Origin of the sequence: Embleya sp. NPDC005971 (assembly GCF_040629175.1) — a bacterium.
Classification (GTDB): domain Bacteria; phylum Actinomycetota; class Actinomycetes; order Streptomycetales; family Streptomycetaceae; genus Embleya.
Map to the genome: position 1 here is coordinate 1 of NZ_JBEXUX010000085.1, position 20,232 is coordinate 20,232.

Annotated in this window: 9 protein-coding genes; 6 read left to right on the forward strand and 3 right to left on the reverse strand. The window is 72.1% G+C overall.

All coding sequences use genetic code 11. From position 1 onward, the window contains the following. Positions 1-2,135 precede the first annotated feature (2,135 nt). Positions 2,136-3,611, reverse strand: a complete 1,476-nt coding sequence (locus ABZ374_RS42470) for a YibE/F family protein (RefSeq protein ID WP_360322845.1) — start codon at positions 3,609-3,611, stop codon at positions 2,136-2,138. 216 nt (positions 3,612-3,827) lie between these two features. Here ABZ374_RS42470 and ABZ374_RS42475 point away from each other — a divergent pair, with 216 nt between their 5' ends. Continuing rightward, the gene (locus ABZ374_RS42475) at positions 3,828-4,268 is read left to right on the forward strand and encodes an Lrp/AsnC family transcriptional regulator (RefSeq protein ID WP_360322847.1); all 441 of its coding nucleotides are present in this window, start codon (positions 3,828-3,830) and stop codon (positions 4,266-4,268) included. Positions 4,269-4,790: 522 nt separating this feature from the next. Beyond that, entirely contained in the window at positions 4,791-5,144 is a 354-nt protein-coding gene (locus ABZ374_RS42480) for a DUF6204 family protein (RefSeq protein WP_360322849.1), read from the forward strand. Here ABZ374_RS42480 and ABZ374_RS42485 read toward each other — a convergent pair. Next, positions 5,141-5,707, reverse strand: coding sequence for a 2'-5' RNA ligase family protein (locus tag ABZ374_RS42485; RefSeq protein ID WP_360322851.1), 567 nt, complete (start codon positions 5,705-5,707; stop codon positions 5,141-5,143). The genes ABZ374_RS42480 and ABZ374_RS42485 overlap by 4 nt on opposite strands. A 132-nt stretch (positions 5,708-5,839) precedes the next feature. Between ABZ374_RS42485 and ABZ374_RS42490 the strand changes: the two genes are divergently transcribed. Both ABZ374_RS42490 and ABZ374_RS42495 read left to right on the forward strand, forming a co-directional pair. Beyond that, positions 5,840-6,376, forward strand: coding sequence for a DoxX family protein (locus ABZ374_RS42490; RefSeq protein ID WP_360322853.1), 537 nt, complete (start codon positions 5,840-5,842; stop codon positions 6,374-6,376). 122 nt (positions 6,377-6,498) lie between these two features. Continuing rightward, positions 6,499-7,350, forward strand: coding sequence for a hypothetical protein (locus ABZ374_RS42495; RefSeq protein WP_360322855.1), 852 nt, complete (start codon positions 6,499-6,501; stop codon positions 7,348-7,350). A 47-nt stretch (positions 7,351-7,397) separates the two neighbouring features. Here ABZ374_RS42495 and ABZ374_RS42500 read toward each other — a convergent pair whose 3' ends face one another. Then, complete coding sequence (locus ABZ374_RS42500) at positions 7,398-9,329, reverse strand: glycerophosphodiester phosphodiesterase family protein (RefSeq protein WP_360322857.1); 1,932 nt, start codon at positions 9,327-9,329, stop codon at positions 7,398-7,400. 387 nt (positions 9,330-9,716) lie between these two features. Here ABZ374_RS42500 and ABZ374_RS42505 point away from each other — a divergent pair, with 387 nt between their 5' ends. Further along, on the forward strand, positions 9,717-14,753 hold the full coding sequence (locus ABZ374_RS42505; RefSeq protein WP_360322859.1) for an amino acid adenylation domain-containing protein: 5,037 nt from the start codon (positions 9,717-9,719) through the stop codon (positions 14,751-14,753). After that, entirely contained in the window at positions 14,750-20,215 is a 5,466-nt protein-coding gene (locus ABZ374_RS42510; RefSeq protein ID WP_360322861.1) for an amino acid adenylation domain-containing protein, read from the forward strand. The genes ABZ374_RS42505 and ABZ374_RS42510 overlap by 4 nt, the downstream gene beginning before the upstream one ends. Positions 20,216-20,232: the final 17 nt, after the last annotated feature.

A 20,232-nucleotide genomic window follows, 5' to 3' on the forward strand; every position in this document is an offset into this window, starting at 1 on the left:
CATCGAGGGCTTCTACAATCGCCGACGACTCCACTCCGCCCTGGGCTATCGCACACCACTCGAAGCCCTGCAAAACCACCACGAGCTCGGACTCGTCGCATAAACGGACAGCGAACAAGGCGTCCGGAAAACGCGGGGCACCTCAGTTCCGTAAAGCCGCAGGTCAGCGGAAACTCGGGTGCCGGAAACCGTCTCGGGATCCCGATGGTGACCCTCGAACCCCTCAGACCACCTCTCATCCGACCGTCCCAACCCCAAACGCCCCTCGAGACAGGCCCGCCCCACCCGGAAAGGCACCCCGTCGGCGATCCTTGCGGGCGGCCCCCGTCACCCGACCCGAAACGCCCACCGCGAGCCCGGTCCACACGCAATCCATCACCGGCATTCACAAACCGGCCTTCGACACGCACTCGCACCGCGCAACCTCGCAAAGCCGCAGGTCAGCACAAACCCGCACGCCCAAAGCAGCCTCGGCATCCCGATCGCGACCCTCAAAGCCCTCCGACAGCCCCTGCACCCAACCACCTGACCCGAAACGCCCACCGAACCGCCCCCGACCCACTCGGGAAGGCCCCCCGGCGGACCTCACCGGGCCGCCCCACCCGCTCCGCCGTTGCCAGCGCCTTTCCCGCCAAGCAACGCCCGCGTCTCGCCGGGGAGTCCAGGGTTCCCGGCCGCCGGTGACGGTGGGACCGGGTCGATCTCCGCCGGTCCACGCCGACCGTTTAGCACTGAGCCTCCCGCTGCCGACCAAGACGCGACCGCATGCCGCAACCGCCCGACCCACTCGGAAAGGCTCCCCGGCGGACCCGACGAAAGCGCCCACCCGCTCCGCCGTTGCCGGCGCCTTTCCGGCGAGCAACACGCGCCTCTCGCCGGGGAATCCAAGGCTCCCGGCCGCCGGTGACCGTGGGACCGGGTCCATCTCCGCCGATCCACGCCAACCGTTTAGCACTGAGCCTCCCGCTGCCCACCAAGACGCGACCGCCGGCCGTGAACGCCCGACCCACTCGGGAAGGCTCCCCGGCGGACCCGACCGGGCTGCCCTCCCGCTCCGCCGTTGCCGGCGCCTTTCCGGCAAGCAACACCCGCGTCTCGCCGGGGAACCCAGGGTTCCCGGCCGCCGGTGACGGTGGGACCGGGCTGATCTCCGCCGGTCCACGCCGACCGTTTAGCACTGAGCCATCCGCTGCCGACCAAGTCGCGACCGCACGCCGCAACCGCCCGACCCACTCGGGAACGCTCCCCGGCGAACCTCACGGCACCGCCCTCCCGCACCCCCGTTGCCGGCGCCTTTCCCGGCAAGCAACACCCGCGTCTCGCCGGAGAGCCCAAGGCTCCCGGCCGCCGGTGACCCCGGGACCGGGTCGATCTCCGCCGGTCCACGTCGACCGTTTAGCACTGAGCCTCCCGCTGCCGACCAAGACGCGACCGCCGGCCGTGAACACCCGACCCACTCGAGAAGGCTCCCCGGCGGACCCGACCAGACCGCCCACCCTTCCGCGCCGTTGCCAGCGCCTTTCCCGCCGAGCAACACCCACGTCTCGCCGGGGAGTCCAGGGCTCCCGGCCGCCGGTGACGGTGGGACCGGGTCGATCTCCGCCGGTCCACGCCGACCGTTTAGCACAAAGCCACCCGCTGCCCACCGACACACGACCGCCGGCCGCGAACACCCGACCCACTCGGAAAGGCTCCCCGGCGGACCCGACGAAAGCGCCCTCCCGCTCCGCCGTTGCCAGCGCCTTTCCAGGCAAGCAACGCTCACGTCTCGCCGGGGAGCCCAAGGCTCCTGACCGCCGGTGACCGTGGGACCGGGCTGATCTCCGCCAGCCCACGCCGACCGTTTAGCACAAAGCCACCCGCCGCCGACCAAGACGCAGCCGCATGCCGCAGACGCCCGGCCCACTCGGGAAGGCTCCCCAGCGGACCCGACCGGACCGACCGCCTCCGCTTCGCTGCCGCCGGTGCCCCTTCGCCGAGCAATACCGCACGCTCGCCGGAAAGCCCAAGGCTCCCGGCCACCCGCGCCTCCGAGACCAGGCCCCCACCCCCCAGCCCACGCCGACCGTTCCGCACAAAGCCACCCGCGCCCAACCCCACCAAGACGCAACCGCCGCCCGACGCCGACACCCCGGTCAGCGCCCCCGGTGTCGTCCCCGGGGCGTGGGTACGGGAGTGGGCTTGGCTTGTGTGGGGTCGTCTGTCTTCGGCTTGCCTCGTGGGGGTTTGCCGTGGTCGGCTGCGGCCAGGATTGCTGCCAGGGCGGTGGTGACCGGGACCGAGGCGATCAGGCCGATGCTGCCGACCAGGGTGCGGGCGATCTCCTCGGCGACGATCTCGCTGGTGGCTACGTCCAGGACGTCCCGACGGGCGATGGAGAACAGCAACATCAGGGGCAACGCGGCGCCCGCGTAGGCCAGTACGAGGGTGTTGACCGTGGACGCGATGTGGTCGCGGCCGATTCGGATGCCGGCTCGGTACAGCCGACGGGCCGTCATGGTCGGGTCGGCCTGCTTGAGTTCCCAGACCGCCGAGGTCTGGGTGACGGTCACGTCGTCGAGTACGCCGAGCGAGCCGATGATGAATCCGGCCAACAGCAGGCCGTGCAACTCGATGTCCGGATACATCGCGTGGACCAGGCCGGTCTCGTCGGAGGTGTTGCCGGTCAGGTGCGCCCACCCGATGAACAGCGATCCCAACACCCCGATCAGGGACAACGACACGAGCGTGCCGACCACCGCGACCGAGGTGCGGGTGGACAGGCCGTGGCACAGGTACAGCGCGACGAACATGATCGCGCTGCCGCCGACGACCGCGACCAGGAGCGGATCGGAACCGTGCAGGATGGCGGGCAGGATGAAGAACGACAACACCGCGAAGCTGATCGCGAGTGCGATCAGCGCGGTCAGGCCGCGCAGCCGACCCACCACGATCACCGCGACCGCGAACAGGCCCGCGAGCAGCAACATCGGTGGGCCGCGCCGGACGTCGATCACCGAATAGCGCAGGTCCTCGGGCGCGCCGGGGGAGTACGCGAGCACCACGCCTTGCCCGACCGAGAACCGGCGCGGCTGATCGGGCCGGAGCAACTCGGTGAACCGTCGGCCCCGGTCGGCGCCGGAGGTGACCTCGATCGTGGCGCGGCGGCAGTCGGCGGGGGCGGCCGGGGTATTCGGGGCGTGTGGTGCGCCCGACGCGCCGAGTGGGGGTGGGGGCCAGGGGATACCGCCGGGGTGCTCGTCCGTACCCGGGGTGCCGCCTGCGTCGGTGGGGCCGGCGAAGACCTCGGCGTCCGCCTGGGCGCAGGGCAGTTCCTCGACCTTGGTGACGCGGCCGTCCCGGGTCTCCTGGTCGAAGCCGGCTCCGGTACGGGGGTGCGGCGGGGTGCCGCCCGGCCACAGCACGACCAGGCCCACCAGTACGGCCGTCGCGAACGGGATCAGTACGGCGGCCACCAGGCGGCGCAGCCGGGCCGACGCGGGTGACGGCGGCCCGTGCGCGTGGCTGTGCCCGTGGCCCGGTGGGTGAACGGGCGCGCCGGGGACCTCGTTCGTACCGTCGTGATCCGCGTGGTCCGCGTGGTCCGCGTGATCCGCCCGTGTCCTGTCCATGGCCCAGCCCCTCCCGATCCGGCCGACGCGTCATCGAGGCGGGATCTCGGCGGAAGCGTATCGGGCCGCAAGGCTGGTTCCGCAGCCTGAGCCGTCGTGGGCCACCGGCGCAAGCAACTTGCGGGGGATCGCCCCGAGGCCGCAAGATTCTTGCCTGCTGGTCGGGTTCAGGGCCTGGCGTTTTGCGTGGCAGCGTCGAGGAGGGGAGCGTCGAGCATGGCCGAGATCGACAGCATCGACCACACCATCCTGCGCATGTTGCGCGAGGACGGGCGGCGGACCTTCTCCGAGATGGCCGGCCAGATCGGCCTGTCCGTCGCGGCGGTCAAGCGCCGGGTGGACCGGATGCGCGAGGAGGGCGTGATCACCGGCTTCACCGTCCAGATCGACCACGCCAAACTCGGCTGGGGCGTCGAGGCGTTCACCGAACTGCGCTATCCGGGCAGCATGCCGGTCGGCGAGATCGTCCGCACCGCCACGGACACCCCCGAGGTACAGGCCGTTTACACGATCGCGGGCGACCCCGACGCCCTCATCCACGTCCGAGTCCGCGACATCACCCACCTCCAACAGGTGATCGACCACCTCCGCCGCAGCGGCAACGTAACCGGCACCAAGACCCTGATGGTCCTGGGCTCCTGGACCAAGGAAAGCTGACCCACCTCCCGCCCGCGTCCGCGCGCCACCTGCCCGTCTGTGCCCGGGTGGCCGCCCGCTCGCTCGCCCGCCCGCTCGCTCGCCCGCTCGTTCGCCCGCCCGCCCGCTCGTTCGCCCGCCCGCTCGTTCGCCCGCCCGCCCGCTCGCTCGCCCGCCCGCTCGCCCGCCCGCCTGTCCGCCTGTCCGCCCGTGTCCGTAGTCCCTGCTCGTCTGCGCTGCCGGCCCGTGCGCGTGCGCGTGCGTGCGCGTTGACGCCCGTCACGTTCGGATTACCGGCCGGTCGCGCGTCGAACCGGAACGTGGGGTGGGGCGGGATGAGGGCGGGCGGACGCAGGGGAGGCGGTGCACGCGGCCGGGGTGCGGACGCGAGCGGGCAGCCGCACGAACGGGCGGGAGGCAGCGCGGGTGAGCGACGGCGCGAACGCGGACGGACGGCACGCGGGCGGGCCGGCGGCGTGAGCAGGCGCCCGCACACACGTGCGCGTTTCGATATCCGGTTGTGGTGGTGGTTAGGGTTCGGGCATGGGTGAGCGTGTTTTTCGGGTTACCGTTCGAGGGGCCTTCGATGGCCTCAGTGATGTGCAGCGGGCCGGATTGTTGGCGGTGGCGGCGGAGCATGATGTGTTGCGGGCTGCGTTCACGGCGGAGGGGCAGGTGACCTACGACGTTGCGGCGCGGCCGTTTTTCACCTTTCGGTTCCTGGATTCCGGGGACGCCGAGGAGGACATCGTCGCGGCGACCGATCGGGCGTTGGCCGGTGCCGAGGCGTGGCTGAACGAGCGCGGTTACGGCTACAAGAATCTCAAGGCCCAGGCCGAGGATCTTTCCCTGGCGGCGCTGTCCAAGCGCCAACGGCGGGCCCGCGCGGCCGGTTAGGGCGTCCCGGCGGCGCCGGTCGTGGCGCGTGCCGCGAAGGCGAACGAGTCCCGGAGGGACCAGTTGCCGTCGTCGTCGCAGACCACCAGGTCGAGCCGGTCGACGCGCGTGGTCAGCGGCAGACGGCCCGTCACCTCCTGTGCCAGGGCCCGCAGTTCGTCCGGACCCTGACCCAGCGCGACGGTCAGGTGCGGGCCGACGTCGTCGGCGTCGTCCAGGTACGCGCCGCCGTAGGGGAGGTGGTCGGGCCATCGGGTGGTCACCGCGTCGATCAGGCGCAGTACCGGCTCGGCCGGATCGGGCGCCAGCCACAACCCCCGGTGGAATTGGCCGACCCGGTCGAAGACCAGGTCCAGCACGGGCCGCGCGGCGGCGATCTCGGCGAGCGAGGCCAGCTCCGTCGGGCCGATCTCCGCGGGCGTGAGCCACGGATAGAGCACCGTGACGTGCGCCGGGATCCCCTCCGCGGCGCGCGGGTCGTAGCGCTCGCGCCAGGGCTCGACGACCTGTTCGACGTCGGGGACCAGCAACACCAGGGCACTCGCCGCGTTCCGTTCGGGCATTCCCGCAGTGTACGGTCCGCGTCCGGTCCTACCGGGCCATCGTCGGATCGCGGCCGGGGTGTTTCGCCCATCGGGGTCGGCGTCGCGTGTGGGTGGGTTCGACGCGGCGGTTCCGGGGGCACTCGTCCCGCCATGGCTGTGTTGAGAGTCTTCGCGCGTCCCATGATCGCCTCGATCCACCTGTTCCAGGGCTACGACTGCGTGGTGCATCCGGACCGGGTGGTGCCGGCCGCCGAACCGGTGGTGCGCCGGATCGCCGGGTGGCTGCCGGTGGTGCCCGCCGACCCGCGTACGGCGGTACGGGTGAACGGCGGCGTGCAGTTGGTTGCGGGCACGCTGCTCGCGCTCGGCCGGGTGCCGCGCCTGGCCGCGCTCGCGCTCGCGGTCACCCTGCTGCCGACCACGATCGCCGGCCATCGATTCTGGGCCGCCGAGAGCGGTCGGGAACGCGCCGGGCAGCGCATCCACTTCCTCAAGAACGTGTCGATGTTCGGCGGCCTGCTGATCGCCGCCGCGGACACCGGCGGCAAACCCTCGCTCGCCTGGCGCACCCGCCAACGGGCACACGCGCTGCGCCACGACGCGAACCTCGCCCGCCGCAGCGCCAAGGTGAGCGCGACCTCGACCGACGCGGCCCACCGGCTCGCCGACCTGGTGCCCGGCCGCTGACACCCGCGTGCGGGTACAGCGGGTGCGGCAGGTGAGGCAAGTGGGGCAAGTGGGGCAAGTGAGGCAGCGTGCGCGCCACGTGTGGCCGGGAACCGATTCACGTAGGTGACCATCGAAGCGGCGTGACATCGACGGACGACAACGACGCCCCCGCGACGCAACACACCATCGAGCCGGCCGGGCCGGGCCCGGTCCGCACAGGGCACCCGGACCGCCCTCGGACCACGATCCGAGTCGCGCTCGCCCTCGCGACGTCGGCCGCGGTCGCCGCGGCGGTGCTGCTCGCGTGGCCGCCGTGGGCCGGGGGCGACTCGGACCGGGTCGGCGCCGGGCCGACACTTGCCCCGGCGAGCCGGGCCTATCCGGTGTTGCCCGGTCCCGAAGACGGCCGCTACGACGCCGAGTTGTCCGGCCGGCTGATTCGACAGCGGCAGGCATTTCGCCAGAAGGTGGCCGAGGTTCTGCAACAACACCTGCCGCCGGGAGCGGCGATGGCGATCAGCGAGAGCTCGTTCGGGGACTACCGGCTCACCGTCGACGGCACGGAGTATCGGGTCGTGTTGTACATCGATCCGGGCCGGATGGGCGAGCGATCGCCCAAGGGCGCGGTGGCGATGGCTTCCGGATCCCGCCCGCAACTCGGCGTGGATCGATACGAGCCCCGGTGCAGGCCGGCACCTGCTCGGGCCGCCGGTCGGGGTTGCGTCGACGGGGCGCTGCCCAACGGCGAGTTCGCCACCGTCTACTTTCCCGAGCGCACCGATGTCCCGGTCGGTCCTGCCGACTGGGGAGTGTCCTCCTCCTTCCGGTACCGGGGCGGCCGGGTCGACCTCGGGATCGTCCCGCATCCGCGGTCCCGGATGGTCCCGGCGATCACCGGCGAGCAATGGCTGCGGTTGGTCACCGACCCGTCCTTCGTCGAACTCGTGGACTACTGGCGGGCGTATCCCGACCTGAAGGGCAACGGCTGGTAGGGGCCGGGCCGGCGAAGCCCGTGCCCCCACCGGTGTGTCGAGGTAGGTCAGCGCAGGGCGCGCGCGTCGCCCGCGATGAGAAGCGCACGAGCTGTCGGGATGGTGCGCCCGGCCTGGTTGTCGGCCCACCGGGCCAGCGCGTCGTACTGCTCGTGGGCGAGCATCGTGGTGAGCGTCGCGATCGCGTTGCGGTCGGCGGCGGAGGTCAGGATCAGGTGGGCCAGGCCGGTTCCGGACGCGGTGACGGTGAAGGTGGACTCCACCGCCGTACTGCCGCCCGGGCCCTTGGCCTCGGCCCGCAGGGTGTGTGCGCCGAGCGGCAGGCTGCCTGAGTCGATCGGTGTCCCGGGTGCCAACTCCCGCCCGTCCAGAGTGAGTCGGACCACGTCCGCGCCGGTGGTGGCGAGCGCGGGGACCGGGTTGCTCGCGCGCTCCACCCGGGCGCCGGTCGCCGGTGCGAGCACCTTGACCGTCGGGGCGACGGGCGACACCGGCGGTCCGATCTGTCGCCACGCGGCGATCCAACCGGCCAGCTCGGCGGGGCGGTTGGTGATGACCGCGTCCACGCCTCCGGTGTCCAGGGTCTTCCAGCCGGCGGCGTCGTCCACCGTCCAGGCCATCACGGCGACGCCGGCGCGGTGCAGGTCGGCGACCAGTCCGGGGCGGGTGGCCAGCGCGGCGGCCGAGGGGTTGTACGCCTTGAGATCGAGCTGCCGGGCCAGGGCGACCGGGTCCGCGTCCAGGGCGCTGCGGAGCAGACCGAGCGGCAGGTCCGGCGCCACCTCACGGGTGAACACGAGGGCGTCGACCTCGAAGCTCTGCACGAAGACCCGCCCGCTCATCCCGGTGTCGCGGATGTCCTTGACGATCCGGGCCACTTCGTCCCTGCTGTGCCTGCCCTTGATCTCCAGGAGCAGGTTGCCGCCCCGCGCGCGCAGGTCGTCGAGTTGGGCGCGCAGGGTCGGCACCCGGGCCCCGGAGTGCAGCGGGGAGAACCACGAACCGGCATCCAGGCCCGCGAGTTGAGCGGCCGTCAGGTCGCGGATCCGGCCCTTTCCGTCGGTGGTCCGGTCGACCGTGTCGTCGTGCAGGATGTGCGGGATGCCGTCCTTGCTGGGCTGGACGTCGTTCTCGATCCAGTCGGTGCCGGCCCGGCGGGCGGTCTCGTCCGAGATCAGCGTGTTCTCCGGCGCGGCCGAGGAGGCGCCCCGGTGGGCGATCACGGTCGGCGGGGCGCCGGGCGCGCGCAGGTAGGCGTTCGCCTCCGGGGCGATCCGGGTGATCCGGACCTCGTCGAAGGAGACCCGGGCACCGTTGACCAGCAGGGCCTGCGCGCCGTCGGCGGAGCGCTGGACCCGGGTGCTGCGCAGCGCCTCGCGGCCGTCCACCACCAGGCGGGCCCGGCTGCCGTGCACCTCGACCGCGACCCGGACGTCCCGGCCGGTTCCGGCGGCGGTCGGCGCCGAGCCGGTGTCGGTCACGTTCCAGGTGTTGGCGGTGGTGCGCTGGGCGAACTCCAGGCCGTTGGCCGCCGTGCTGCCGGTCCGCATGGTGGCGATCGACCACGGGGGCGCTCCGCCGGCGGGCACGTCCAGGCCGAACGCGGTCCAGCGGGCGGTGTCGACGGCGCTCTCGAAGCGGACCACCGCCTCGAAGCGGAAGTCCTCCAGGTGCCGGCCGAAGGTGATCCGGCTCTGTTGGCCGGAGTTCACCGAACTGCCGACCAGGCGGCCGTTCTCCACCTTCCAGTCGCCTTCCACCGCCCGCCACCCGTCGGGCAGCGCGGAGCCGGCGAAGTCCTCCGAGACCACCACCTCGTCGGCGGCCGGTGCGCCGGCGGGCTCCGCGCTCGCGGGCAGGACGTCGATCAGGCCGGCACCGACGCCGAGGCCGAGGGCCGCGACCAGGGCACCGGCCCGGAGTCGGGAGCGATGCCGCCGAGGCAGCCGGAACGGGGACGAAGACGTTTGCGAGGACATGATCGAAACGGTAGGTAGCGCGAACGAACCCCCGAATACGCGACGGCGAAGCTCTGCTCAACGATCGGGTACGCACCAGCGCATTCGGATGTATCGCCCCATGTGCTGGCAGTTCGGGTGTATCGGTCCATGTCGTCCTTGCGGTCGGGCGTGCCTGTTCGGGCTCCGCAATCCCGCGCCAAGCGCGGTACAAGCCCGACCCGGTACTTCTTGAGCCATCCGACGACGAACACCGGCCGGGCCGCCCGTGACGGCGACTTTGAGCCAACCCGAAGTAGTGAGGGGAAGATGCTAGGCACAGTCAACGCTTTCCTCCACGATCTCCCCGGGAGCACATCGTCTGCGCCGCCGACCACGAATCGGCACCAGGACACCTCAGGAGAGTCGATGAGTCCAACCGCCTTCCCCGAATCGGATCCGGCCGCATCCCTGGCCGCTCTGCTCGCTGCCCGGATCGATCACTCGCCCACGCCGACCGCCGTGATCGCCGGCGAACAACGGCTCTCCTATCGCGAGTTGGGAAATCGGGCCGACGTGATCGGGGCGCGCCTGGCGATGGCCGGGGTAACCAAGGGGGATCTGGTCGGCGTCTGCCTGCCGCGCACCCCGCACCTGCTCGCGACGCTGATCGCGGTGTTGCGTGCGGGGGCCGCGTACGTCCCGTTGGACCCCGAGTATCCGCGCGAGCGCCTGGAGTGGGTGATCGGTGACGCGCAGGCTCCCGTCGTGGTCACCGATCGCGCGCACGAGCACCTGCTCGCCGGCGCGACGGCCGACCTCGTGTACGTCGACGCCGAACCGCCCACCGGGGTGCGGCCGGCCCGGGCGCACACCGGCCCGGACGATCTCGCCTACGTGCTCTACACGTCCGGCTCCACCGGCCGCCCCAAGGGTGTGCGGGTGACCCACCGCGGGGTCACCGCGATGTTGCGCTGGGCGGCCGACACCTACCGGCCGGACCAGGCCGAAGCGGTGCTGTTCGCCACCTCCGTGTGCTTCGACATCTCGGTCTACGAGATGTTCTTCCCGCTCGTCGTCGGCGGCACGGTGGTCCTGGTGGAGAACGTGCTCGCGCTCGCCGACGCGCCGGCCCGGGACGAGGTCACCCTGATCAACACCGTGCCCAGCGCGATGGCCGCGCTGTTACGCGGACCCGGACTGCCGCGCGGCGTGCGCACGATCAACCTGGTCGGCGAGGCGCTCTCGCGTCGGGTCGCGGACCAGGTGTACGCGTGCCCGCAGATCGAGGAGTTGTACAACCTGTACGGGCCGACCGAGGACACCGTGTACTCCACCTGGGCGCTGGTGGACCGCACCGACCGGGCCGAGCCGCTGATCGGCATACCGCTGCCGGGCACCACGGCGCACGTCCACGACGAACACGGCGCCCCGGCCGGGCCCGGCGAACTCGGCGAGCTCTACCTCGCGGGCGACGGCCTGGCCCAGGGCTATCACGGCCGCCCCGACCTGACCGCCGAGCGGTTCGTCACGGTGGCGGGGGAGCGCCGATACCGTACCGGCGACCTGGTCCGCCGCAGGCCGGACGGCGTGCTGGAGTATCACGGGCGGGTGGACCACCAGGTCAAGCTGCGCGGCTTCCGCATCGAACTGGGCGAAATCGAGGCGGTGTTGACCGGCCACCCGGGCGTGCAGGCCGCCGCCGTGGTGCTGCGCGAGGACGCGGCGGGACCCTATCTGGCGGCATTCGTGCAGGGTGCCGACCCGATTCCGGAGCCCACCCCGGCCGAATTGCGCGCGCACTGCCGGACCCGGGTCCCGAGCTACATGGTGCCCGACGCGGTCGCCCTCCTGGCGGAGCTGCCGCTCACCCTCAACGGCAAGATCGACCGCAAGGCGTTGCCCGCCGCGACCCGATCCCGGTTCCGGGACACCGAGTTCGTCGCACCGCGTACGCAGACCGAGACCCGGATCACCGAGATCTTCCGCGCCGTGCTCGACGCGACCCGGATCGGCATCCACGACCCGTTCCTGGACTCGGGCGGCAACTCGCTGCTGGCGGTCGGCCTGTTGGCCCGGATCGAGCGGACCTGCGGGGTCCGGATCCCGTTGGACGCGTTCTTCGCCGCTCCCACTCCGGCCGCCGTGGCCGAGCGGGTGGACCGGGCCGAGGGGCACTCGACCTCGACGGTCGACCCGCCGTACCGCGACGCGCACGGGCCCGCGCTGGTGAGCACCGTGCAACGCGAGTTCGCGATGCACGAGTTGGTCGCGTCGGGCAGCGCGCTCTACAACGTGCCGCTGCGGATTCGGGCCACCGGCGCACTGGATGTGGCCGCGTTGGGCCGGGCCTTGGGCGAAGTGGTGCGCAGACACGAGGTGTTGCGCACCGCGTTGTCGTACCGGGCCGGTGAGCCGGTGGCCGAGATTCGCCCGCCCTACCCGGTCGAGGTGCCGGTGCTCGACCTGCCCGACGCGGACGGCGACGCGGATCGGCACGAGGCACGCCTGAACGCCCTGCTGCGTGCCGACGCGCTCCGCCCGATGGACCGGACCGAGGGCAAACTGCTGCGTGCGCTGGTCGTGCGGGTCCGCCCGCACCGATACGAACTGCTGCTCACCGTGCACCACATCGCCGTGGACGGCTGGTCGATCGGTCTGCTGTTGCGCGACTTGGCCCGCGCCTACCAGGGACTGCCGCTTCCCGAACCGACGCTGCAATACCGCGACGTGGCCGAATGGGAGCGGCGGTACGCGGACGCCGAGGACGAGGAGGCGCGGCGCTGGGCCGGCCGACTGCGGGGCCTGGGCGTCGAACAGCACATCCCCGGCGACCGCGACCGTCCCGACCCGTTCGACCCGAGCGGAGCCCGGCTGGCCCGCAGGCTGGATCCGGAACTCCTGCGCGCCGCCGAGGAATGGGCGGCGGGCGAGGGCGCCAGCCTGTACATGACCCTGCTCGCCGCGCTCGGCACGCTCGTGCACCGCTCCACCGGTCGCACCGATCAGGCCGTGCTGACCCCGTTCGCCGTCCGCCCGCATCCCGAACTGGAGGACGTGGTAGGCCCATTGCTCAACACCGTGCCGTTGCGCTTTCGGATCGAGGGCAGCGATACGTTCCGCGAGTTGGTGCACCGGCTGCGTCCGGTGGTGCTGGACGCGCTCGATCACTGCGCGCTGCCCTATCTGGAGCAGCTCCGCTTCGCCGGTGTGGGCGGGGCGGAGACCTCGACCCCGGTGTCGCAGATTCTGCTCGCGGTCCAGAACCACCCGGGTGCGTCGGTCGAACTGCCGGACCTGAAACTGGAATTCCTGCACGAGGTGTGCAACGGCGGGGCCAAGACCGATGTCTCGATGTTCCTCGAATTCCCGTCCGACGGGCCGTTGTTGTCCGTGGAGTACCGCACCGGACGCTACGACCCGGCCTCGATCGAGACGCTGATCGACCACCTGATGGCCGTGCTGGCCGAGGCACTGGCCGCGCCGGACCGAGCGATCGCGGAGACGATCATGCTCGACCCGGCCGAGTCCGCCCGGCTGATCGAGGCGGACAATCCGGCCGCCACCGCACGTCCCGACCTGTGCCTGCCCGATCTCGTCGCGGCGCAGATCGCCCGGACCCCGCACCGAACCGCCGTCTCGGCCGACACCGGAACCCTCACCTACGCCGAACTCGACGCCACCGCACACCGATTGGCCAACGCCCTGCGGGCGCACGGCGCCGAACGCGGCACCCTGGTGGCGATCGCCATGCCCCGCTCCCACCTGCTGCCCGCGGCCCTGTTGGGGGTGCTGCGTACCGGCGCCGCCTACCTGCCGATCGACACCGAACAACCGGTGGCCCGCAATCGGACGTTGCTCGACGACGCCAAGGTCACCCTGATCGTCGCGGAGCGAGCCCACGCGGCCGGCACCCCGCTCCTGACCGATCCCGGCTACGACGTGGTCCTCGTGGACGGCCCCGAGGTCACCGGCGCCGCCGCGACGGCGCTGCCCGAACAGGCCGAGGGCGAGGACCCGGCCTACCTGATCCACACCTCCGGCTCCACCGGCCGGCCGAAGGCGGTGGTGGTACCGCACCGGGCCATCGTCAACTTCCTGCTCTCGATGGCCGATCGTCCCGGGCTCGGCGCCGCCGACACGATGGCCGCCGTCACCACGCTCACCTTCGACATCGCCGCGCTGGAACTGTGGTTGCCGCTCGTGGTCGGCGCCCGGGTCGAGATCGCCGGCCGGGACACCGCCACCGACGGGCGCAGGCTCGCGGAGTGGCTCGACCGCCGCGAGGTGACGGTCTGTCAGGCCACCCCGGCCACCTGGCGCATGTTGCTCGACGCGGGCTGGACCGGCCGACCCGACCTGGTGGCGCTGTGCGGCGGGGAGGCGCTCACCGGGGACCTGGCCCGGGCCCTGCTGGACCGCTGTGGCCGGGTCTGGAACATGTACGGCCCCACCGAGACCACCGTGTGGTCGACCGTCCTGCGGGTGGACCGCACGCACGCGGTGCGGCGGGTGGTGCCGCTCGGCACGCCGATCGCCAACACCCGCGTTTACGTGCTCGACGCGGCCGGGCGGCCCGCGCCGATCAATGCCCCCGGCGAGTTGTGCATCGCCGGCGCCGGGGTCGCACTGGGCTATCTGGGCCGCGCCGAACAGACCGCCGAGCGCTTCGTCGGCGACCCGTGGGGGCCTCCCGGCGCGCTGATGTACCGGACCGGCGACCTCGCCTGCCGCCGACGCGACGGCACGCTGGAGTACCACGGCCGGGCCGACCATCAGGTCAAGCTGCGCGGCTTCCGGATCGAACTCGGCGAAGTGGAGGCCGGATTGACCGCGCTCTCGGGCGTCACCGGCGCGGTCGCGACGTTGTGGCAGGGGCCGGCCGGGCCGACCCTGGTCGGCTACGTCGTCACGGACGGCGCGTTCGACGCCGTGGACCTGAGCGCGGCCCTCGGTGAACGGCTGCCCCGGCATCTGGTGCCCGGTGTGCTCGTCCCGCTCGACGCGCTGCCGCTGACCCCGGCCGGCAAGATCGACCGGGCCGCCCTGCCGGAACCTCGGCCCGGCGGCAGCGGTGCCCCGCCCCAGGGCGACTGCGAGGAGATCCTGGCCGAGATCTGGCACGAGTTGCTCGGTCCGGACCGGATCGGCCGGGACGACGGGTTCCTCGCGCTGGGCGGCAACTCACTGCTCGCGCTGCGCCTGATGGCGCTGGTGAGCGAACGCTTCGAGATCGACTTCCCGCTGCGTGTGGTTTTCGAGGCGCCGACGCTGGCCGCGATGGCCCGGCGCATCGAGGACATCCTGCTCGGCGAACTCGGCGAACTCGGCGAACTCGGCGAACTCGGCGAGCCGGACGCGTCGGGCGAGTTCGGCGACCCCGGCGCCTTCGCCGAGCCGGGGCCGTGGAGCAACCACGCCGGTCACGGCCTGGCGAACCCTTCCATCGACCGGGACAAGGAATGACCGACTCCGAGGAGATCCTGACCACCCGCTCCGAGCCCGACCCCGAGCAGGTCCGCCGCGAACTGCTCCGCCGTCGACTGGCCCGGGCCCGGGTGGCGACGCCCCGCGCCGAACCGACCCGCAGGCCCGCCGACGTGCCCACACCGCTGTCCGCGGCGCAGCGCCGGATGTGGTTCCTCGCCCAGTACGAACCCGAGGGCGCCGCCTACAACATGCCGCTGGTGTTGCGCCTGTCCGGCCGACCGGACATGGCCGCGCTGGTGGCCGCGTTGACCGACGTGGTGGCCCGGCACGAGGTGTTGCGCACGGTGTATCCGAGCGTGGACGGCCATGTGTTGCCGACGGTGCACGACGTCGACCAGTTCCGGGTGTCGGTGCTCGACCTGCCGGAGCCGGAGGTGGCCGGGCTGCTCGCCGCCGAGGCCCGCCGCCCGTTCGACCTGGTCGGCGAACTGCCGATCAGAGCGTCGCTGTTGTGTTCCGGCGAGCGGTACGTGCTGAGCGTGGTGTTGCACCACATCGCGGCCGACGCGTGGTCGATCGGCGTGTTGTTCCGGGACCTGGCCGCCGCGTACACCGCGCGGTGTGCCGGTCATCCACCCGAACTCCCGCCGCTGCCGGTGCAGTACGCGGATGTCGCGTACCGGCAGCAGACCACGCTCGCGGCCGAACTCGATCGGCAGTCGGCCTGGTGGCTGGCCCGTCTGCAGGGCGCACAGACCACGGTGACGGTGCCGGTGGATCACCCGCGTCCGGCCGTCGCGGACACCCGGGGCGAGCGGATCGAGGTGGCCTTCGGGGCGGAGCGGTCGCGGCGCATTCGTGCGTTGGCCGAACGTACCGGGGGCACCACGTACATGGTGCTGTTGACGGCCTTGCAGGTGGTGTTGGGTCGATATAACGGGACTTCGGATGTGACGGTGGGGAGTCCGGTCGCCGGGCGTACGCACAGCAGCACCGACTCCCTAATAGGCTGTTTCGTCAACACTCTTGTTATGCGGACGGATGTGTCCGGTGGGGTCAGTGTGCGGGAGTTGCTGGGGCGGGTGCGGGAGCATACGTTGGCGGCTTTTGCTCGGCAGGAGTTGCCGTTCGATCGGTTGATCGATGTGCTCGGGGTGGAGCGTGAGCTTGCCTATACGCCGCTGTTTCAGGTGTTGTTGAACGTGCATAATCAGGCGCCTGCGCGGCCGCTGCTGCCTGGGGTGGAGGTCGAGTGGTGTGATACGCACACCGGGGCCGCCAAGTTCGACCTGTCGGTCGCGGTGCTCGACACCGGTCCCGGCGACGAGCTGGTCGCCGACCTGATCTGGCGCAGTGTGCTCTACGAAGAGGCGACCATCCGGCGGGTGTTCGGGCACCTGACCACCGTGCTGGACGCGATGACCGCCGACCCGGATCGACCGGTGGACGAACTGCCGTTGTTGACGGCCGTCGAGGAGCGTCGGCTCGCGGGCTGGAACGACACCGCCCGGGACTGGGACACCGAGGGCACGCTGCACGCGCTGGTCGAGGAGCAGGCCCGGCGCACCCCGGACGCACCGGCCGTACGCGGCGCGGACGGGACGCTGAGCTACGTCGAACTCGACGCGCGGGCCGAGCTGTTGGCGGGTCGCCTGCGCGGCCTCGGGGTGGGCCCGGATCGGGTCGTCGGGCTGTTCGCGGAGCGTTCGGGCGCGCTGATCGTCGGCATGCTCGGCATTCTCAAGGCCGGTGGCGCCTATCTGCCGCTGGACCCGCTGTATCCGGACGAGCGGGTGCGGGCGTTGCTGGACGCGGCCGACGCGGTCGCGGTGGTCACCACCGAGGACCTGCGGGCGCGGGCGACCGGTTCGGTGCCGGTCGTGGTGCCCGAGGCGGCCCCGGCGGGGCCGGAGCGCGCCGTCCCCGGAGCGGCGGGTGGCCGGGCCGACCCGGTCGTTGCGGCCGGGCCCGACAACCTCTGCTACGTGCTGTTCACCTCCGGGTCCACCGGCACCCCCAAGGCGGTCGCCGTCGAGCACCGCAACTACCGCAACTACCTGGCCGGTCTGCGCGAGCGGGTGGGTCCGGGGCGTACGGCCGACGGGCGGCCGTGGAACTGGGCGCTGGTGTCCACGTTCGCCGCGGACCTGGGCACCACCAACGTGTTCGGCGCGCTCACCGGCGGTGGATGTCTGCATCTGTTGACCCGGGACCAGGCCACCGATCCGGACGCGTTCGCCCGGTATCTGGGCGAGCATCGCATCGATGCGATGAAACTGGTGCCCAGTCACCTGGAGGGCCTGGCCGCGCTCGGCGATCGGCTCGCCGACGTGCTCCCGCGCGAACTGCTGATCTGCGCGGGCGAACCGCTGCGCGCGGATCTGGTGGACCGGATCCGGGCGGCTCGGCCGGAGTTGACCCTGCACAACCACTACGGGCCGACCGAGACCACGGTGTCGATGCTCGGTGCCCCGGTGGCCGCGGTGCCGGCCGGGGCGGCGAGCGCGCCGCTGGGGCTGCCGTTCGGCAACGTCGGCGCGTACGTGCTGGACAGGCACCGGCGGTTGTCGCCGGTGGGCGTGCCGGGCGAGTTGTACGTGACCGGGGCCGGGTTGGCCCGCGGCTATCTGGGTCGGCGGGAGGCGACCGAGGAGCGCTTCGTCGAGTGGGCCGGGCGCCGCGCGTATCGCACCGGGGACCTGGTCCGGCGCCGTGCGGACGGCCTGATCGAGTTCCTCGGCCGGGCCGATCACCAGGTCAAGATTCGCGGCTTCCGGGTGGAGATCGGCGAGGTGGAGGCCGAACTGGCCGCGCAGCCCGGTGTTCGCGAGGCGATCGTGGTGGCCCGCGGCGAGGGCGCCGCGCGCAAGTTGGTCGGCTATGTGGTCGCGGAGGCGAAGGTCGCCGCGGACGGCGCGGCGATCCGGGCCGCCACCCGGGCCCGGCTGCCCGACTACATGGTGCCCTCGGCCGTGCTGGTGCTGCCCGCGCTGCCGCTGACCGGCGCGGGCAAGGTGGACCGGGCGGCGCTGCCGGAACCCGAACTCGCCCCGGCCGAGACCGGCCACGTCGAGCCGGACACGGCCACCGAGGCGGCGGTGGCCGAGGCGTTCGCCGAGGTGTTGGGCCGGACCGGGGTCGGTGCGGTGGACGACTTCTTCGCGTTGGGCGGTGACAGCTTCACCGCCGTACGCGCGGTTCGCACGATCGGCCGCGGCCTGTCCATCATCGACCTGTTCCAACAGCCCACCGTGCGCGAACTCGCCGCTCTGCTCGACGCACGCGCCGACGAACCGGACACGGGCGAGCGCCCGCGCCCGCTGCTGCACCGGCTCACCAAGGACGCCGGGCCGACCACGCTGACCCTGGTCTGCGTGCCCTACGGCGGCGGCAGCCCGATCACCTTCCAACCGCTGGCCGACGCGCTGCCCGCCGAACACCGGCTGTACGCCGTGGAGTTGCCCGGCCACGATCCCAGTCGCCCGGAGGACGAACCCGAGGCGCTGGACTCGCTCGCGGACCGGCTGACCGCGCAGATCACCGAGCGGATCAGCGGGCCGATCCTGCTCTACGGGCACTGCCTGGGCGGCGCGCTCGCGACCGCGCTGGCCGGGCGACTGGAGGCGGCGGGCGCCGAGCTGCGCGGCGTCGCGCTGGGCGGCACCTTCCCGGCGGCGCGACTGCCGGGAAGGTTCGCCGAGTGGCTGGCCCGGCGGCTGCCCGGGGACCGGTTGCTCTCCGATCGGGCCTACCTCGACTACCTGCGCGCGATGGGCGGTTTCACCGACGTCTACGACGAGGCCGAACAGCGTTTCCTGATCCGCGCGTTGCGGCACGATGTGCGGCAGGCCGAGGACTTCTACACGCGCGCCTACGGGGCCGAGCGGCCGGTGCCGGTGGCCGCGCCGATCCTGTGCGTGGTGGGCGACAAGGACCGGGCGACCCTGCTGTACGAGGAACGCTACGCCGAGTGGGAGCACTTCGGTCCACGGGTCGAGCTGGCGGTGATCCCGCGCGCCGGCCACTACTTCCTCAAACATCAGGCCGTCGAACTGGCCCGGGTGCTGGGTCGCTGGTCGGCGGGGCCGACGCCGGCGGCCGAGCGGCCGAGTCCGCGGCCGGCCTCGGCCCGGCCGGATCTGGCCACCTTCGCGAAGGTGGCGGGCGGCCAGTTCGTGTCGATGATCGGCACCGCGCTGTCCACGTTCGCGCTCGGCGTGTGGGTCTACCTACAGACGGGTTCGGCCTTCGACTTCGCGATGATCTCGGTCGCGGCGGTGTTGCCCGCGGTGTTGTTGTTGCCGATCGCGGGCGCGGTGGCGGACCGGGTGGACCGGCGGCGGATCATGATCGTCACCGATACCGTGGCCGCCGCCGCGATGTTGTCGCTCGGTGTGTTGTTGTGGACCGACCACCTGCACCTGTGGCATGTGTACGTGGTGGCGTGCGTCGGCTCGGTCTGCAACGCGTTCCAACGACCCGCCTACATCGCGGCGATCGCCCAACTGGTGCCCAAGCGCTATCTGGGTCAGGCCAACGGGCTGGCCCAACTGGGCACCGGGTCCGGCGACATGCTCGCCGCGCTGGCCGGTGGCGTGCTGGTGGCTGCGGTCGGGCTGCACGGCGTGGTGTTGTTCGACATGGCCACCTTCCTGATCGGGGTGACCGTGCTGCTGCGGGTGCGCTTCCCGGACGCCCTGTTCGAGAAGCGCGAGGAGCCGCTGCTGCGCGAAGTGGTCACCGGCTGGCGGTACATCGTGCGCCGGCGCGGACTGGTCGCGATGGTGGTGTTCTTCGTGGTGTTCAACTACCTGTTCGCGGTGGCCACCGTGCTGGTCACCCCGATGGTGCTGGCCGACGGTTCGGCGGTGACGCTGGGCGTGGTGACCGCGTTCGGCGGGGTGGGCGCGGTATCGGGCGCGCTGGTGATGGCGTTGTGGGGCGGGACGTCGCGGCGGGCCACCGGCATGATCGGCTTCACCTCGGTGGTCGGCCTGGCCGCGGTGTTCGCGGGCAGTCGGCCGGAACCGGTGTTCGTCGCGGTCGGGTTGTTCGTGTTGTGGGCGGCGCTGATGATCCTGAACTCGCACTGGATGGCCCTGATCCAGACCAAGGTCGGGATGGAGTTGCAGGGTCGGGTGTTGGCCACCAATCAGATGTTGGCGATGTCGATGATGCCGCTGGGCTTCGTGACCGCCGGCCCGCTGGCGGACAAGGTGTTCGAGCCGCTGCTGCGGTCGGACGGTGCGCTCGCCGATTCGGTGGGCGTGGTGCTGGGCACCGGGCCGGGCCGGGGCACCGGCTTGTTGCTGGTCCTGGTCGGTCTGGCGCTGGGCGTCTGGGGTCTGATCGGGTTGTCGTACCGGCCGCTGAGTCGGATGGAGGACCTGTTGCCGGACGCGATCCCGGACGTGGAGATCGGCGACAAGGACACCATCCAGGCCGAAGCCGACCGGCAGTTGGCCCGCAAGGGGGAGGCGGCCTCGCCGGTGTCCTGACCGGTTGGGCGGGTGCA

Coding starts and splice junctions, on each gene's coding strand:
- ABZ374_RS42470 (WP_360322845.1), bottom strand. CDS start 3,611: ATGGACAGGACACGGGCGGATCACGCGGACCACGCGGACCACGCGGAT.
- ABZ374_RS42475 (WP_360322847.1), top strand. CDS start 3,828: ATGGCCGAGATCGACAGCATCGACCACACCATCCTGCGCATGTTGCGC.
- ABZ374_RS42480 (WP_360322849.1), top strand. CDS start 4,791: ATGGGTGAGCGTGTTTTTCGGGTTACCGTTCGAGGGGCCTTCGATGGC.
- ABZ374_RS42485 (WP_360322851.1), bottom strand. CDS start 5,707: ATGCCCGAACGGAACGCGGCGAGTGCCCTGGTGTTGCTGGTCCCCGAC.
- ABZ374_RS42490 (WP_360322853.1), top strand. CDS start 5,840: ATGGCTGTGTTGAGAGTCTTCGCGCGTCCCATGATCGCCTCGATCCAC.
- ABZ374_RS42500 (WP_360322857.1), bottom strand. CDS start 9,329: ATGTCCTCGCAAACGTCTTCGTCCCCGTTCCGGCTGCCTCGGCGGCAT.
- ABZ374_RS42505 (WP_360322859.1), top strand. CDS start 9,717: ATGAGTCCAACCGCCTTCCCCGAATCGGATCCGGCCGCATCCCTGGCC.
- ABZ374_RS42510 (WP_360322861.1), top strand. CDS start 14,750: ATGACCGACTCCGAGGAGATCCTGACCACCCGCTCCGAGCCCGACCCC.